This is a genomic window from Pseudomonas sp. NBRC 111127, assembly GCF_001320345.1.
Taxonomy (GTDB): Bacteria; Pseudomonadota; Gammaproteobacteria; order Pseudomonadales; family Pseudomonadaceae; genus Aquipseudomonas; species Aquipseudomonas juntendi.
The window spans coordinates 1-15,218 of the sequence record NZ_BCBD01000038.1 but is presented as its reverse complement, the minus strand read 5'-3'; the positions used below and the strand labels follow the sequence as shown (position 1 = coordinate 15,218).

Here is a 15,218-nt window from a genome sequence, read left to right as displayed (position 1 = left end):
TTGTAATTCAACAGGTCAATCCTGAGGAGAATGAGTGCCATCCTTGCCTCTATGATCGAGCCTCCGTACTATATTGCCAGTTATAAGGACTAATCCTTAGTAGCGATTCTGTCAAGTGAGGCATTGAATTTTATTTTCGACACAGTTCTTTTGACATCGATAACTATATGAATACATTCGTATTTATAGGTGCCTCATAGGCGAGTGCTTAACTAGGGCAAGATGACGTCGGAAGGTGCTCATCAGTGGCTGCATTACCAATTCGCGTGGCAGCGCACGGGTAAACCTCCTGAAATCACGTTTACCGGCGTCGAAGGTGGCCCAGAGCGTCGCGTCAGTGGCGCTGGCTCGTGGGCAACCTAAAATGCTAGAGGCTTCAAGGAAAGCGAAAAAATTACTCCGAATTCAAACGATTGCATTGCACTTGACCAGCTATTTGTATTCGACGTCACCAAAAGCTCGCCTGAGGAACGCTGGATCGACGACGGCATCGCTGAGCTGATGGCGCACCGCGACGTCGTGTTTCAGCGCCGAATGCGACCGAAGCAGGGCGTAACCTGTGAGCGCTTCGCCCAGGCGGTGGATGAGTTCGTAATGGGTCAGCTGGGTCTGAGCGGGATCAGCAACTCGGTGCTGGGCCGCCTGGTTCTGGCGGCGCGCTGCAAGGTCACCAGCGACGCAGCGGCGGCAGCTAACGAGATCATGAGCGTAGCCAACCCTGAGTCTGCGCTGGAAGAGATCGCCCGCCAGCTCCTTACCCCCTTCGCCAAAGAAGGAGTTCTGGCCCAGGCCGAGGAGGCGGAATGAGCCCTCACAGCTTGGCTGTCAGCGCCATCGAGGCCGCCATCGAAACGATGCTTCTGCCGGGCTCTGGCCCGGTGGAGGACGCCAAGGCAGAAACCCTGGTGGTCGCCTACTTCTCTCTCCTGGCCATCGATGCCGAGGAGTTCAAACACTGCTGCGAGCGCATCCGGCGTATTGCCGTAAGGCGCAAGGAGGCTGCATGACTACGCCGATCGTTAAATCGCTGATCGACGAGCAGATCGAGGACGTGCAGGCCGCTCAAGTGCGCGGCACTTTACGTTTCCCGGTGGGCATGCGCGTGGCAGACCTGCCATACCCGATCAAGGCCGACTGGCTGAAGCGCCGGCCAATCGCCCGTCCGAGGCCTTGCCCGTGACTCGCTACCAGCGCGCCCGCCGCCTGGTCATCTGGCGCGGCTCCTTCTCTGCCCTATTCGCCTGCACGGCCTTCATGCTCGCCAGCGCACTGGCCGGCAGCATCACTTCCTGAATCACGTAGCCGAACACGGCGGCCCTTCGAGAAAACCGTACCCCTTCGGGAGCGGAAGCGGCGAGAGCGCGCAACCATCCACCGCAGCCAGGGCCTGGAGCGTACCTCCGTGCCTGGGTGACCTGGCATTCCCCTTTCAACTGACAGCGCCGGCCTGGCGCGAGGTTTTCTAATGTCCGCAGAACAGAAACTGATCGCGATCGAAGAGATCAGCGAGGCGAACGCCCCGGCCATCTACGTGGCCGGCGGCCTGCAGCAATTCATTGACCTGGTGAAGGGCGAAATCGAGGGCGAAGTTCCCGATCTGACCACCCGCAAGGGTCGCGAGCGGATCGCCAGCCTGGCCGCCAAGGTCAGCAAGTCAAAGACCGCTGTCGAGAAGCCGGGCCGCGACTACCTGCGCCGACTAAAGGAAATGCCGAAGGTGGTCGAGGCCGAGCTGCGCGATTTCGTGACGAAGATGGACACCCTACTCGACGAGGTACGGCAGCCTCTCACTGATTGGCAAGCTAATGCCGGGCAATGGCCGACAACGCTTGCGCTCGACCGGGTGCCAGCTCTTAACACTGAAGCACATTTGTACTCCATCCCGCTGTAACCCCTCCCCCCTCTATTCACTGCCGCGATATGGCGGCCAAGGAATCAGCTGCGCACTCGTTTCACAACGCCGGCAGCCATGAGCGCGGCACCCGGTAACCAGAGGCCAGGATTCGAAGTGCCCAGTCCAACAGCAAGAAGCGCAATTCCGACAGCAAACATAAGCGTTATCCCTCGCTAGAAAATCCATTTCAACAATCGCCCATTTAAGCACAAACCGGTCGCAGGAGCGGCCAAGGACGAAGTCATGCCTGAAGAAAAGCAACTTATTCAGCCTGTAGCCGTTGAGCGTGATGAGCACGGCTTCTGGACTCACCCAGCGTGGCAATCTACGGAAGAGGAGTTGATTCCCTATGCTTGGTTCCTTGATCGCGGCCTGGACGTAAAGGAGGTTGAGTTTGAGTACGACCCACCCGAAACCCTGCAGGCTGCCTGGTACCACGACGGAACCGCAGATTGCACCAGCTGGAATCCTTCGCAACCGACGGGTGATGGCTGGTTCGTCTTTTCCATCCATGACACCGTGGACGGACCTATCTGCGTGTGGGTACGCCACAAGGTGAAGCCATGAGCCGCAGCGGATACAGCGACGACTGCGATAACTGGAGCCTCATCTGCTGGCGAGGCGCAGTTGCATCGGCAATCAGGGGCAAGCGCGGTCAGTCCTTCCTACTCGAGCTTCGAGATGCCCTTGAGGCCATGCCCGACAAGCGCCTAGTCACCGACACACTGGAGGCCGACGGCCAGTTCTGCACCCTGGGTGCCCTCGGCGCCCAGCGCGGCCTCGATATGAGCACGATTGATGCTCATGACCGCAAGAGCGTGGCACAGGCCTTCGGGATCGCAGAGGCACTGGCTGCCGAAATCGTCTACGAAAACGACGAGAGCCCAGGCAAGTTCGTGCAAGACGATGCGGGTCGGTGGGAGTTGATTCGAGATACGCCCGAAAGCCGATGGCAGCGGATGCGCGACTGGGTTGAATCCAACATTCAACAGGTGCAGCCATGACCCGCCTCGCCCTCTGTCTCCTGCTGCTGGCCACCGGCGCCAGCGCAACCGAGAACGTCATCGACGTGCAGCACGACAGCCAGCGCGGCGTCACCTGCTACCTGCTCAACGGGGTCGGCATCAGCTGCATCCCCGACAGCCAGCTCAGGGCGCCGAGCTGCGGGCCGGGCACCGACTGGTCGTGCGATGCAGGCAGCCAGCGCCAGCTCTCCCCGCACGAAACTCAACCCGAACCTACACCCGCACTGGCGCCTGGGCGCTGGATTGATGAGAGGTATCAGCTGTGAGCAAGTATCGAAAAAGTCAGCTTTACACCCGCCGCATGCGCCCGTCCGATGACAGCGACAGTTGGCGCTTGGCAATGCGCCTAGCGTTTTACACAACCATGCTTCGCAGCGGCGAATATAAAAATGCCTACGTGCTCTGCCGTCACGGCGTGAAAGGGATAATGGAGGTTGGCCGGAGTCGTAAAGACCTGACGTCCACCCTGTTCATGTCCGGGTGCCGCAACTTCAAAGAAATCCAGCGCAAGAGCAAGTTCGGCAACATCGAGCGCGCCAGAGCGGCCAAGACCAAGCAGGTGGCACCATGACCGACCTGATCGAAGTGGAGACAACAGACCTGGCCGGCGAGGCGCTGGGGTGGGCGGTCGGCATGGCCGAGGGCCTGGAGTTGGAACTTGAGCCGCCGCACTACAACAGCTCCTGGCGGGTGTTTGCCCGCCACCGCTACACCGTGACCGAGCAAGCCAAGCGCTTCAACCCGTGGGAAGACTGGGCGGTGGGTGGACCGTTGATCGACAAGCACCACGTGCAAACCAGCTTCAACGGCAGCGGCTTCAGCCAGAGCCCGACCGGGCAGTACTGGTGCGCGTATGTGTGCAAGCCGAGTGGTCAGCAAGAGCTTCCAAGCGGCGGCGGCCCTAACGCGCTAACTGCCGCTTGCCGGGCCATAGCTCAGGCCAAGCTCGGCGATACCGTCCAGGTACCCAAGGAGCTGATGCCATGATCGCCCTCGCCTACATGGCCTACCTGAGCTACAGGGGGCCGCGATGAGCTGTTACACGCTGTACGACGAAAACCGCAACCCAAGGGGCCATATCTACGGCGACCTGGGACCGCACTGCTCTGGATGCGGCGATGTCTCGGCGAACTTGTGCGATTACCCGGTTGGCGATGGCAAAACCTGCGATCGCATCCTGTGCCGACACTGCTCAACCGAAGTTGCCCCTGACGTCCATTACTGCTCCGCCCACCATGCTGAGTGGAAAGCCTTCCGCAACGCCGGCGGCGTGAAGCGCGAGCTCGAAAACGTAGTTCCGTTCAAGGGCGCCTAACCACACCCCCAATTACTCAAGCCCGCCGACATGCGCGGGCGAGGATTACCTATGTCCGCAACCAACCGATTCCACCAGGTCGCCAACGATGCACTGGTGATGATCAGCGAGAACCTGCAGCCAGGCGCCAAACTGGCGCTGGTGATCTACACGGCAGGCAAGCCAGAGCTGGATATCGTCCTCAAAGACAGCGGCCTCGACGTCGATGAGGTCGTGAACACCCTACGCCGGCGCGGCGGCCTGAGCCTCGATGGTGACAACGCCTACAAGCGCGGCCTTTGCGACGTGATCGTGGGCTCCTTGGCGTGCGGAAAGCAGAACACCAACCCGACACCGCTCAATCACTGGGGGCAGCAGTTCTGGGATATCGGTCGGGCCGAGGGTCAGCAGCGCGATGATCTGGTAGCCGCTCTTGAGCACCTGGTTGCCGTCACCACTCCCGATGCAAATGGCCAGCTCGGGGCGAAGGAAGAACACCTCGCTTCCCTTGAGCACGCCCGCGCAATGATCCGGCTGCACCGCGGCTAACGACCAACCTGCCGCCACCGGCGGCGTGGAGACACCCATGGCGAATGCCACAGCAGCAAAGCCCTCAAGCATTCAGCCGCGGTTCATCCGGTTCGGCGATGCACCTGGATATCTCGGCATGTGGCGGGATGAGTTCAACAAGACGGTCAGGCCGAACGTGCGGGAATTCCCCATTGGCAAACAGGGCGTGGCCTTTGACCGCCAGGAGCTTGATGAGTGGGCGGACGCCTACATCGAGGCCAAGGCGATTGAAAAAGCCACCGGACAGGATAACAATCGGCCCCGCAGCGAGCGCCGAGGAGATGATACATGGCGCGAAAAACGATCACCGGCCTCTACGAGAAGGGCGGTGTCTGGCAAATCGACAAAGTCTACAAAGGGGAGCGAATTCGAGAAAGTACTGGAACTGGTGACCGGGAAGAGGCAGAGCAGTACCTGATCCACAAGCTCGAGCAGCTGCGTCAAAGGAAGGTATATGGCGTTCGGCAGATCCACACCTGGGAGGAGGCAGCTATGCGCTACCTCCTTGAGGTCAAGGATCAGCCCTCCATTCACTTGACTGCCTTGTGCATGAAGCAGCTTCACCCATACCTGGGCCACCTGCCTCTGACGCACATCGATGACCAGGCGCTGGAGCCGTTTATCAGGGATCGGCAGACAGAAAAGGTTCTGCCGGATGGGACCATTGAAAAGGCCGTGAGCAACCGAACGATCAACATCGCCATCGAGCGCGCGGTTCGGGTTTTGACGCTCTGCGCCAGGAAGTGGCGAGACGATGATCGCCGGCCATGGCTGGACAGTGTGCCCATGCTGAGGAAGCTCGAAGAGAAGAAGTCGAGCCGCAAACCCTACCCAATGTCATGGGAAGAGCAGTCGATCCTGTTCAATGAGTTACCGGGCCATCTGCAAACCATGGCCCTGTTCAAGGTAAACACGGGTTGCCGGGAGCAAGAGGTGTGCAAGCTGAGGTGGGATTGGGAGATATCGGTGCCGGAACTGGGAACCAGTGTTTTCCTGATCCCTGCTGACTTCGGCGGGAGACACGCCCGTTCGGGCGTAAAGAATGGCGACGAGCGCCTGCTGGTACTGAACAACGTGGCCAAGTCGATTATTGAAAGGCAGCGCGGGATCAGCAAGGAATGGGTATTTCCATACAACGGCACCGCGATGCACCGGATGAACGACTCGGCATGGAAGAAGGCACGGGTGAGAGCGGCGAAACTCTGGCAGGAGGAAAACCTTCGCCCCGCTCACCCTGGGTACGCATCAATTCGCATCCACGACCTCAAACATACATTCGGTCGAAGGCTGCGCGCCGCGGGCGTGACGGAAGAGGATCGGAAGTCACTGCTCGGGCACAAGAACGGCAGCATCACCAGCCACTACTCCGGCGCTGAGCTGGGCAAGCTGATTGAGGCTGCGAACATGGTATCAACAACTGACTCTCGCGGGCCGGTGTTGACGATCTTGAAGAGGAAAATCGGATGAAGTCGCGAAAAACTCCCCACATGCAAAAACGACAAAGCCACCCGGAGGTGGCTAAGTCGTTGAAATATATGGTCGGGACGGAGTGATTCGAACACTCGACCCCTTGCACCCCATGCATGCCAAGCCATCTAACGGCATGATATCACAGCACTTTTCGGCGCGCTCGCTGCAACCGACCGTCTATAGGTGTTCATGAGCATCCACAAGAGTCACGCATTTCTCACGCAGCCATGGCTGCCCATCACGGCGTTCTGCCGACCGCTTCCCTTCCTTTATATAGCTACTCACAACCGACGATCGTGATCCCGGATGCTGTGGGTCACCACCCCCCAAACCTCGAACTGGTCACCCTCCATGATGTACCTGGACGGGAACTTGGGGTTGTCCGGAACCAGCACCACCTGGCGATCACGGATCATCATCCGCTTGCAGGTGGCATCCCCGTTCAGCGCGGCGATGATGATGCTGCCAGACTTGGGCTCAGCCAGGCGATCGACTATCAGCAGGTCACCGGTATAGATGCCGGCCCCCTGCATGCTGTCGCCCTCCACCTTGACCAGGTAGACGTTGGGCGCGCGCAGTTGGAGCAGATCGTCGATGGAGACCTGCAGGTGGTCAGTTTCTGAGGGCATGGTTGAAGGCATGGTGGCTGGCCGATAACTGGATATAGATACAGTATCTGGCGACTTGGCCACATGTGGCAAGCACCGGCTGGCGGCCTAATGCAGTGGCGGCAGCTCCTTGCCTCGCGCCTTGGCCACGGCCCTGAGCTGATAGTCGGATACAGCTTGGAAAAGGGACTCGGCCAGCAGGCGCAGCCGCTCGACCTCCTCCGCCGGCGCGCCATAGTCCTGGGCCTGGTGGTACTCCCGCATGGCGTCGATGGCCTGCTGAATCAGAGGCTCGCCGGCCTCGACCATGCCGATGAAGGTGCGCTTGTCCATTCCGGTGACCTGCTCATTTGGTCAGGCCATTATAGATGGACTCGCACGCCAGGCCCGCTATTCGGCTTCGCTCAAGCGCTGCTGCGAGATCTCCCGCCATTCGGTCAGCGTCTTCAAGCAATCCCCCGAGCACCACGACGGCAGAGGTTCCTGCCTGGCGCTGCTGGGTAGCGATGGTACCGCAGGTGGCTGCTCGGCCGGCGCGCAGTCGATCGATTTCCCCGCGCAGCCCACCAGCAGCAGACTCAGCAGCAGCGGCGCGGCCCTGGGCCAGTTCCAGTTTTTGTCGAGCACTCTCGCCCTCCTTGTCCGCCACGGCCTGGCGGCGCTGTTCTTCGGTTCTGGCCTGGGCCGCGGCGCGCCGGTCGCGCTCAGCTACCTGCAGCCTGTAGTCGGACAGCTCGATTCGGGCCTCGGCGGTTTCGCCGCGGGCAACGGCCACCCTGTACTGCTGGCCGCCGGCCACGACAGCCAGCGCGATCAACCACCAGCACCAGGCCGGCACCGTGACGAGCCAGTTCAAGACGCCTCCAGGAACAGATCCCGCTCAGCGGCCCGCCGGCGGACCAGCCCGGCCAGCACCTGCCCACCTGCCTTGTTCCAGCGCGGGAACTGCTCGGCAGCAGCTGCGTAATTACCTGCATTGAGCAGACGGCGGAGCGTGGACGATTCAAGATTGGCCGCGCCCAGGTTGTAGGTGAAGCTCATCAGGGCATCCCACTGGTTTTGGTTCAGCGGTGCAGTGACCAGGCGCTGCACTTCTGGCTCGAAGCGCTGCACGTCGTTCAGCAGCATGCGTTCGGCCTGTTCCTTGGTGATCGTCATCCCCGGCTTAACGCCACGGGTGGTGCCATAGCCGATGGTCCAGACGCCGACTGAATCCTGATAGGCCTGCAGGCGCAGGCCCTCGAATGACTTGATGAGGCTCAAGCCACGTTGCGATGTGCGCATGGGTTTTCTCCAGGCGAAAAAAAGCCCGCGCTGGGCGGGCATTGTTACTATTTCTTCTCACTTTCAAGGCTTTGAATTTTCATCTGCATAATTTCAACCGACCTCGAAAGCTCTTGAATGGCCGAAACTAATGGAACAGTGAGGCGACTGTAATCAACCATCCACGGCATAAAGTCCTCATCGCCAGGCTCTCCATGACCTTGGATTACAGCTGCAGGCCATACAGAGTGCAACTGTTGAGCAAGAGGTGTTATATCTGGCTCTCCCGTTGATTTCCACTCAACCTCTCTAATAATTATTTGATTAACAACGCTAAGGCCATTCTTTGTATCCCAATCCCTCAAGATATCCTTTAGCCTTTCGTCTGAAGTAGTCCCATATGCAGTTGTCGTAGCGGTCGATGTGATAACCCCGGCCGCTGATGCTCCTGCGACGTGGAACGTCTGCATTGACCCAGCGCTATCCCTATTGATAGCAAGACCAGACTGACCAATACCCGTGAGCAGCAAGAGAGGGCCAGCGCTGGTTGGGTTAGAGTGCGGACCAGTTCCGTACCTCAGGGGTTGCTGAGAACCGGCCCCCTTAGTATTTATGAACTGGACAGACACATTGTTAAATTGATTTGCAAGACCGAAGTTAAGAGATGTTGTATTAACTCCTTGAGTACAAGCGCTAGTAAGATCCCTGAATCTGTTTGCATCTACCAATCCATATACAGACTCATTACCAGCCACACCATCAATTTTTACTCCGTTTATTACATGACCGTACGTTGTCACTGCGGAATTGCCACGTACCGTGTTACCAATAACGCTGTAGTCCTCAACACTATAAATAGATACCAAGTCTATAGTTGCACCGCTTGCTCTATTGCTACCCCATGATATTTCATTTCCACTCATCATGAAGCTGCGAGCATTTGAAACGGATACAGCTGTATTATCGCCTCCAAAGTGATTGCTGGTGATCCTATACTGATTGACTTTCCTGATTGTGTTTGAAACCGCCATGCAGTCCCAGCATGCCTGCATATCATTGCCATGGAAGTCTAAAGCTTCCAAGTCATCTACAAGAGTTCCGTATCTACCATTGTATCCATGATTCCCCCACATCCTAACGCCGACAGTGTTTGAAGCGCTGCCATCGTTGCTTATGTGGTATAGGTGAGTTGTAGAATATGTTTCTGGAGCCCTAGGTGCGGATGGGGCCTGCCCATATACATGACAATGCTCTATAACTCCGCCAAATATATTTCTGAGCTCAATGCCTTTTGTAAACCTTCCTGACCCAACCTGCCTAATCACAACCCTGTTTGCTATGAATTTGTATGAGAAGCTAGTCAAGGTTGTGTAACCTGAAAGCCCAGACCAACTTGAGTAGTACATAACTCCAGAGATATTAGCGTTAGAAATCAGCTCAAAATCCTGTATTCGTATTTGCTGATTTAGACTTGTTGGAGATTGCTCCAATCCAATACTTTCAGAGTCAGACTCCCACGTAATAGACGATTTATCCCTGCCAAGACCGACAAGTAAAAGACTTCCTGAGCCTGCTATCTTTTTCTTCGCTTTAAAGGCACCACTTAACAGCAGAGGAAGACCTGACGAAAAAGCCAGCTCAATAGCCGAAGAGCTATCAGAAGATGATTCTGAGGCGCCGAACCACTTAACATCAGCTAGTCCGCTAAACACTCGCTTCCAGCGTCTACCCTCATATCCAACAAGGACAGTCCCGCCATTGTCACTTGAACTATTATCCAACTCATCAAGTGCGAAGAACCCGGCAAAACCTACAGAATTAATTCTAATAGACCTTGCGGAACCCGAATAATTCCTAATCGCTGAATAGTTAGCCATCGGAATGGATTGGCTATCTGCTAAATTTTGAATATCTTCTTGAGTTGCAAGATCATCTGGAAGCCATCCAATGTCAATGACTCCAGAGTCCGAGGCCTTTGGGATTCCCCCAGGAATGGGAAGTTCGACTATGTCGGACTCAAGAGCTTCTATCGCTGCAAGACTGTCATTTACCTTCCACCCATCAGCCTTGTAAATGTACTCGGCCTGTTCGGTGGTGTTGAAATACCGGTCGCCCGGCTGAAGCGGAAGCCCATTGTCGCGGAGAGCTGGAGCAGTGGCAGCTGGAGCCAAGAAGCCTGCAGTCCGAGCTGTCGCAACGTCCGCGGCATCTTCTGCGGCCTGCGCAGCTTCGTTGGAGGCGTCCAGCGCTGCTTGAATGGCGGTAGCTGACAGAGCTGTCTTGCCGGTATTTACTGCCGTGCCGCTCTGATTCTGCCATACGGCATAGATCTCATCTGCGTCGTTCGACTGCACCAAGAAGATGCCTTGGTCGGCAGTTTCTGCCAGACCGGCCGCCACATTCGGGTAGATGGTGGTGGAGATACTGATCTTTTCGGCGGCATCTTGCTGTATTTCCAGAACCACCTGCTTCAGGTTTTGAATGTCGCCCGATTGGGTAGGGATGCTGTCGGCATTCGCAGCATCGTTGGCAAAGCGGAAAACGATGTTGCTGCCGACTTCCGCGCGCACAGTCGCGATCTCAAGGCGCTGAGTTTGATCAGCCATGTCATTTCCTTTGGGCGAGTTTGTAGAGCGCGCCTGGGCGCGGTCAGCGAAACGAGGTGTTAGGAGATCCAGCCGCCGGAGAAGAAGCTGCTGGTATCGTTGATGAGCATGTCGGCCACGGCATCGAAGATGGTGTCGACCTGGTCGTCGTGGTCGTGGCTGTCGTCGGCCGTGAAAGCTGCGGCCTCGGTGAGGAAGGTGGTGACCCACTCAGTGGTGCACAGGTCCTGCCCCCGGTGGTCTTTGACGTGTGTGATGGGCTTGCCCTGCTCGTCGTAGATAGCAGGCACGAACACCCGGCCTGACTTGAACCAGGGCACGGCATCCATGCAGCGGGTGACCTTGTTGGCGGCCGGGCCGCGCGGCTGGGCCTCGATCTGGATAGAACCCTTCTTGCTGATGGTCTGGATCAGGCCGGTGCCACTGGACTTGTCCTCGACGCGCATGTAGCGCAGTGCCGCGGGTCGGAATTGGTCCCACGGCTTCCAGCGCTCCCAAACGCGCAGCGCCTCTGCCTCTAGATCGCCTGCGTCCCACTTTCCCCGCACGATCTCGATGATGTAGAGGTTCCCGTCCACGCCTAGGCCGCAGTGGGCAAATACCGAGAAGTCATGCTGCTCGCCGGTTTTTTGAGCGGTATCCACGTAGACGCCACGCCAGACCAGGAATGGCAGCTGCTCGTAGGTCTTGAACCAGTCCGGGTCGATCATGCCGCCCGTGAGCGCCACGGGCTCCTGCTGGTACTGGCTGACCATGGTGTAGGCGTCTTTGTCCCACAGGGCCATCAGGTCGTAGACCGACTCTTTGGCCGGCCAGTAGGACCAGTATTCGACGCCGCCACGCACCACTGAGGGTCCGCTGAACACGTCGCGCTCCGCATGCTCGCGGATGCCATCTGGCAACGATGCGATGTACTCGCGCGTGACCAGAGCCGGCACCTTGATGTGCGCGAAGTCCAAGCCCATGCCACCCTTGAGCAGAAAACCGGACACGTCGTCCGTGTGCAGGCGCTGCTGGGTGCAGATAACAGGTGTATCAGGCGATGCGCGCCGGCTGCGTAGCGTGTTTGTCACGATCCGCTGGGCCTTGGCCCGCATGGTCGCCGAGAACGCGCTATCGGCCTTCTCCGGGTCGTCCAGGTTGATGAAGCCGGTGAAGTCCTTGGAGATGTAGCCGCCCCGGCAGCCGGTGATCTGGCCGCCGGTGGAGCGGCTGAACAGCTGGTGCCTGGTTCGGCCCTTGCCGTCGATCAGCGACCAGTTCTCGACATCCGCCTTTCCCATCGAAACAGGCCAAAGCTCCTGGTACTCAGGGCTGGAGACGATCGACCGGATGCGGCCGGAGTTTTCCACCACCAGAGAATTGGAGTAGGACACGTTCAGCGTGCGCGTGCGGTCGCGCACTGTCATGGCATAGGCTGGAAGGTGGATCGACCAGTACTCTGTCTTTGTGCCACCTGGTGGCATGTTGAACACGACGTTCTTCAGTTCGCCACTGAGCACGCGCAGCGCCGTGTGATCCATGTAGCGGTGGTGCCAGTTGCAGAGCATCTTCATGCCCTGGTTCAGCTGGAACCACACCCTCATGAACGAAAGCGGCGAGTGTTCACTTATGCTTTTGGCGGCCTGCTTCTCCTCGATGCTCATGGTTTCCCAATCGAGGAGTGCACTCATAGGCGGGCCAGTACCGACTCAAGGGCTTCCTGGTCAACCTTGACCGTGGATTTCGTCTCGATGGGCGCACCATCCTTGCCGGTCAACTCAACAATCTGCTTGTCGAGGCCCAGGAGCTTTGCCTTGCCCATCGAGGCCGTGACCATGGCCGAGGCCTTGCCGGTCTCCTTGCCGAGCAGGCGAGCCTCTTCCAGCTCAGCCAGGAGCGTGTCCACGGTGATTTCGTGACGTTCCATGACCTTGATCCTTAATTCTTCGATGCGTGCCTGAACGAGAGGGTTTTGTAGAAGGTTGTAACCCTCCCGCTGGGCTGTTTTGTCGGCCATGTTGGAGGTGTTGTAGGACCGCCGGTAGGCCTCGGAGGCGTTCCCGGTCTCGACATAGGCGAGGCAGAAAAGCTCCATCTTGTCGGTGAAGCGTCTCTTCGCCTTGCGTTCCATATCTCACCTACGGGCTGATCAGTTTCCACTTGTAGCCGACCCACTTCGGCAGCTTGCCGGCAGTGAAGATCGGAGGCTTCGTTTCGGTGCACCTCGCTGGCAGCAGCCAATTTCCAGGCACTTGAGGGTCGAGCTCTGCTAGGGCCTCGCCCAGGTAGAACCCGTTAGGGTCGTACTGGTAAACGATTTTCTGGTTCATAGATATCGAATCCATCTCACCTGGGTCAGGTTTACCGATCTCGCCTCAGTCCCACCATTAGAGCCAATGCTGACAGTGTGGGTGTGGGACCCGGCATCGCTGGTGTTGAGCGTCTGAGTTCCTTGCTCGATCTGGTCGCCAAGAACTGCATCGTCTTGAGGAACACCAGATACCAAGTCACGAGGAAACGTCATTGTGTGTCGATGAAGACCGGCCGATCCGGTTGAGGCGCTATGCGAGTGACCGAGGTTTTGGCTGGGCTGCGGAACCCCATCCATAACCCTGCCTGTATCGACACCTCGGCCATCGTCCAGGCACCGAGGAAACATGCCCCTCCAGTCGGGAAGCCTGAACTCGAGACTAGATTCGCCTCCGGTATTGAATCTGGTGCCAATTACTGCGAACAGCTTTGAATATGCAGTGCGATTCAGAGTTGTCCCTGTACACTTTAACCACCCCGGGTCCGGCGATCCGTTATGGGCCACATCCTTGTATTCACCAACGCTGAATGACGAATAGAGGCTGGCGCCAACCAAACGCCAGTATGTCGGGCTACTGGCCGGTGCATTGCCCACGTTGGCACTGGCAACGGACTCGTAGAACAGCCCGTCCTCTGGCGTATAGCAGGGCGCACCGACTGAATACACGGCATCAGGGTGATAGGCCATTACTCCGCGGCGCTCAAGGTCCTGCAGCGCTGAATCAACACGGTTGTGCCACCAGTTCTCCTGGCCCGCACGCGGCGCGTCCTTGTCCTGCCCGCCTTCCCAGCCGGTATTCTGCCGCGCGTTGTCAGGCACCTTGAAAGTGTTGTCGTTGTCCTGGGTCTCGACGCCCTGTGCCCAGCGGGTATTGAAAGCCTCTCGTGCCATCAGGAAACGTCTCCAGGCAGTGTGAAATTCGCGTAGTTGAAGATCAGGCTGGATGTACGCTCGATCTCGCTAATGTTGGTAGGCAGGATGTATATCTGGCCTATCCTCGTGCCTTGAGGCCTTGGGATCAGGTCGAAGTTTTCCAGCAGGAACTGCGTGGTGTTGTCCAGTTCGGAAGCGATGCCAATGTCGAACGACTTGTCACCATTGCTATTCAGGGCTGTGACCTTTACCCCTATAACGACCTCGAGCAGCTTGATGATGCTGTCGCTGGTACCGTCGCTGACGTTTCTGGCGATCTTCGCCTTGATCAGCTTGCGGTACAGATCATTGTTTAGGGGCGCATCGATCGACGCGCCGTCGCCGATGTAGGGCGCGACGTTGTAGTTGGTGTAGTTGTCGTTCCCGGCATAGCCAAAGACGTCATAGGCCGCGCCGCGCAGTATTGGCCGGGGCACGCCGACGATGCGGCCGATGACGTCCAAGTCCTCACCGGTTACCTTGTCGACGTCGTAGGCCGAGTAAATCTGGCTGATCGGCTGTTCAAGCTTCTCGTTGGCGATGGTCGGTGTCAGCGTGAGCCACCGCGTCATCCGCTGTTTGCCGCGGTACTGGTTGATGATCCGCTTCTTCGCGCGCGCTACGTGGTCCATTTTCATAGCGGCACCGATACCGTGATGTTGTCAGGGTCGAAGGTGGCCAACTCTGCGATGCCCGGCTGGATTGGCGTTACACCCTGGCTTACGGCGCTAAGGCCAATCGTCAGGCTGGTGATGTAGCTGTCGCCGTACTGGCCAAGCACCTTGTTGACCGGGGTGTAAAGGCGCCCCACGGGCACTACCTCGCCAATGTCGTACCCACCCTGATTGAAGCCCTTAACCTGGTCGCCGGAGAACAGCTTCTTGGTCGAATCCTCGACGATGGCGTCCTTGATCCGCTGCTCGATGTCGCTTGGCAGGGTTCCCTTGCGCTGGACGGTGACCGAAACGTAGATAGGCAGAGCCACTGCGCGCTGGAAAGTCATAGTCTCGATGTTGCCCGTCGATGGCGAGGTGATTTGAACCTTGACGCCTGTCGCCCCCGGCGGATCAACCCAGGTATCGGTCTTGGTGCTGTAGCGGGGATACATCGGGGTGCCTGGGTTGTACTTCGAGTACATGGCCTGGCCAATGCCCTGGTCAGTGCCGCCGTTCACGATGACCGCGATGGCAGTGTATGGAATGCCGTCAGGGTCGGCCGGGTCGTCGCTGTTGTTCTCCAGGATCTTCACGTCGGTCACGCCGGCGACGTTTGCAACGGCTGCC

General features: G+C 58.1%; 22 protein-coding genes and 2 pseudogenes. 13 read left to right on the top strand and 11 right to left on the bottom strand.

Annotated features, from left to right (window positions below; genetic code table 11):
• Positions 1-417: 417 nt before the first annotated feature.
• From APH30_RS29935 to APH30_RS09685, 13 genes and pseudogenes are all read left to right on the top strand, one after another.
• Positions 418-807 carry a hypothetical protein gene (locus APH30_RS29935; protein WP_054912395.1) on the top strand — a complete coding sequence of 130 codons (390 nt, stop codon included), beginning with the start codon at positions 418-420 and terminating at the stop codon, positions 805-807.
• Positions 804-1,007 carry a hypothetical protein gene (locus APH30_RS09725; protein ID WP_054912394.1) on the top strand — a complete coding sequence of 68 codons (204 nt, stop codon included), beginning with the start codon at positions 804-806 and terminating at the stop codon, positions 1,005-1,007. The genes APH30_RS29935 and APH30_RS09725 overlap by 4 nt, the downstream gene beginning before the upstream one ends.
• The gene (locus APH30_RS29050; protein ID WP_173645891.1) at positions 1,004-1,180 is read left to right on the top strand and encodes a hypothetical protein; all 177 of its coding nucleotides are present in this window, start codon (positions 1,004-1,006) and stop codon (positions 1,178-1,180) included. The genes APH30_RS09725 and APH30_RS29050 overlap by 4 nt, the downstream gene beginning before the upstream one ends.
• Positions 1,181-1,465: 285 nt before the next feature.
• Positions 1,466-1,804, top strand: a pseudogene (locus APH30_RS09720) (hypothetical protein); the annotation flags it as partial.
• A gap of 333 nt (positions 1,805-2,137) precedes the next feature.
• Positions 2,138-2,461 carry a hypothetical protein gene (locus APH30_RS09715; RefSeq protein ID WP_054912392.1) on the top strand — a complete coding sequence of 108 codons (324 nt, stop codon included), beginning with the start codon at positions 2,138-2,140 and terminating at the stop codon, positions 2,459-2,461.
• The gene (locus APH30_RS09710; protein WP_054912391.1) at positions 2,458-2,898 is read left to right on the top strand and encodes a hypothetical protein; all 441 of its coding nucleotides are present in this window, start codon (positions 2,458-2,460) and stop codon (positions 2,896-2,898) included. The genes APH30_RS09715 and APH30_RS09710 overlap by 4 nt, the downstream gene beginning before the upstream one ends.
• Positions 2,895-3,185 (top strand): hypothetical protein, encoded by a 291-nt coding sequence (locus tag APH30_RS09705; protein WP_054912390.1) that lies wholly within the window; start codon positions 2,895-2,897, stop codon positions 3,183-3,185. Before APH30_RS09710 ends, APH30_RS09705 begins: the two co-directional genes overlap by 4 nt.
• Positions 3,182-3,490: a hypothetical protein gene (locus APH30_RS28695; RefSeq protein ID WP_156326411.1), complete on the top strand. Its 309-nt coding sequence runs from the start codon at positions 3,182-3,184 to the stop codon at positions 3,488-3,490. Before APH30_RS09705 ends, APH30_RS28695 begins: the two co-directional genes overlap by 4 nt.
• Positions 3,487-3,906 carry a phage protein NinX family protein gene (locus tag APH30_RS09700; protein ID WP_054912389.1) on the top strand — a complete coding sequence of 140 codons (420 nt, stop codon included), beginning with the start codon at positions 3,487-3,489 and terminating at the stop codon, positions 3,904-3,906. The genes APH30_RS28695 and APH30_RS09700 overlap by 4 nt, the downstream gene beginning before the upstream one ends.
• A gap of 43 nt (positions 3,907-3,949) precedes the next feature.
• On the top strand, positions 3,950-4,234 hold the full coding sequence (locus tag APH30_RS09695; protein ID WP_054912388.1) for a hypothetical protein: 285 nt from the start codon (positions 3,950-3,952) through the stop codon (positions 4,232-4,234).
• A 51-nt stretch (positions 4,235-4,285) separates the two neighbouring features.
• Positions 4,286-4,762, top strand: a complete 477-nt coding sequence (locus APH30_RS09690; RefSeq protein WP_054912387.1) for a hypothetical protein — start codon at positions 4,286-4,288, stop codon at positions 4,760-4,762.
• Between the two features lie 37 nt (positions 4,763-4,799).
• A complete protein-coding gene (locus APH30_RS29495; protein WP_256221981.1) occupies positions 4,800-5,201 on the top strand; it encodes a hypothetical protein in 402 nt (133 codons plus the stop codon).
• Complete coding sequence (locus tag APH30_RS09685) at positions 5,087-6,250, top strand: tyrosine-type recombinase/integrase (RefSeq protein WP_256221986.1); 1,164 nt, start codon at positions 5,087-5,089, stop codon at positions 6,248-6,250. The genes APH30_RS29495 and APH30_RS09685 overlap by 115 nt, the downstream gene beginning before the upstream one ends.
• 284 nt (positions 6,251-6,534) lie before the next feature.
• On the opposite strand, the gene APH30_RS09680 is transcribed toward APH30_RS09685, so the two are convergent.
• The 11 genes and pseudogenes from APH30_RS09680 to APH30_RS29045 form a co-directional block, all read right to left on the bottom strand.
• Positions 6,535-6,882, bottom strand: a complete 348-nt coding sequence (locus APH30_RS09680) for a LexA family transcriptional regulator (RefSeq protein ID WP_256221980.1) — start codon at positions 6,880-6,882, stop codon at positions 6,535-6,537.
• An 87-nt stretch (positions 6,883-6,969) separates the two neighbouring features.
• Positions 6,970-7,194, bottom strand: a complete 225-nt coding sequence (locus APH30_RS09675) for a hypothetical protein (protein WP_054912384.1) — start codon at positions 7,192-7,194, stop codon at positions 6,970-6,972.
• A 13-nt stretch (positions 7,195-7,207) separates the two neighbouring features.
• On the bottom strand, positions 7,208-7,717 hold the full coding sequence (locus APH30_RS09670; protein WP_054912383.1) for a DUF2514 family protein: 510 nt from the start codon (positions 7,715-7,717) through the stop codon (positions 7,208-7,210).
• Positions 7,714-8,145 (bottom strand): lysozyme, encoded by a 432-nt coding sequence (locus APH30_RS09665; RefSeq protein ID WP_054912382.1) that lies wholly within the window; start codon positions 8,143-8,145, stop codon positions 7,714-7,716. Before APH30_RS09665 ends, APH30_RS09670 begins: the two co-directional genes overlap by 4 nt.
• Positions 8,146-8,192: 47 nt before the next feature.
• Entirely contained in the window at positions 8,193-10,730 is a 2,538-nt protein-coding gene (locus APH30_RS28690; protein ID WP_156326409.1) for a hypothetical protein, read from the bottom strand.
• Positions 10,731-10,789: 59 nt separating this feature from the next.
• On the bottom strand, positions 10,790-12,403 hold the full coding sequence (gene terL, locus APH30_RS09655) for a phage terminase large subunit (protein WP_054912380.1): 1,614 nt from the start codon (positions 12,401-12,403) through the stop codon (positions 10,790-10,792).
• Positions 12,400-12,843 (bottom strand): terminase small subunit, encoded by a 444-nt coding sequence (locus APH30_RS09650; RefSeq protein ID WP_054912379.1) that lies wholly within the window; start codon positions 12,841-12,843, stop codon positions 12,400-12,402. The genes terL and APH30_RS09650 overlap by 4 nt, the downstream gene beginning before the upstream one ends.
• A gap of 7 nt (positions 12,844-12,850) precedes the next feature.
• Complete coding sequence (locus tag APH30_RS09645; RefSeq protein ID WP_054912378.1) at positions 12,851-13,042, bottom strand: hypothetical protein; 192 nt, start codon at positions 13,040-13,042, stop codon at positions 12,851-12,853.
• Complete coding sequence (locus APH30_RS09640) at positions 13,039-13,914, bottom strand: tail fiber protein (RefSeq protein ID WP_054912377.1); 876 nt, start codon at positions 13,912-13,914, stop codon at positions 13,039-13,041. Before APH30_RS09640 ends, APH30_RS09645 begins: the two co-directional genes overlap by 4 nt.
• Positions 13,914-14,573 (bottom strand): DUF2612 domain-containing protein, encoded by a 660-nt coding sequence (locus APH30_RS09635; RefSeq protein WP_082416141.1) that lies wholly within the window; start codon positions 14,571-14,573, stop codon positions 13,914-13,916. Before APH30_RS09635 ends, APH30_RS09640 begins: the two co-directional genes overlap by 1 nt.
• A pseudogene (locus APH30_RS29045) lies at positions 14,570-15,218 on the bottom strand (hypothetical protein); the annotation flags it as partial. The pseudogene APH30_RS29045 and the gene APH30_RS09635, both read right to left, overlap by 4 nt.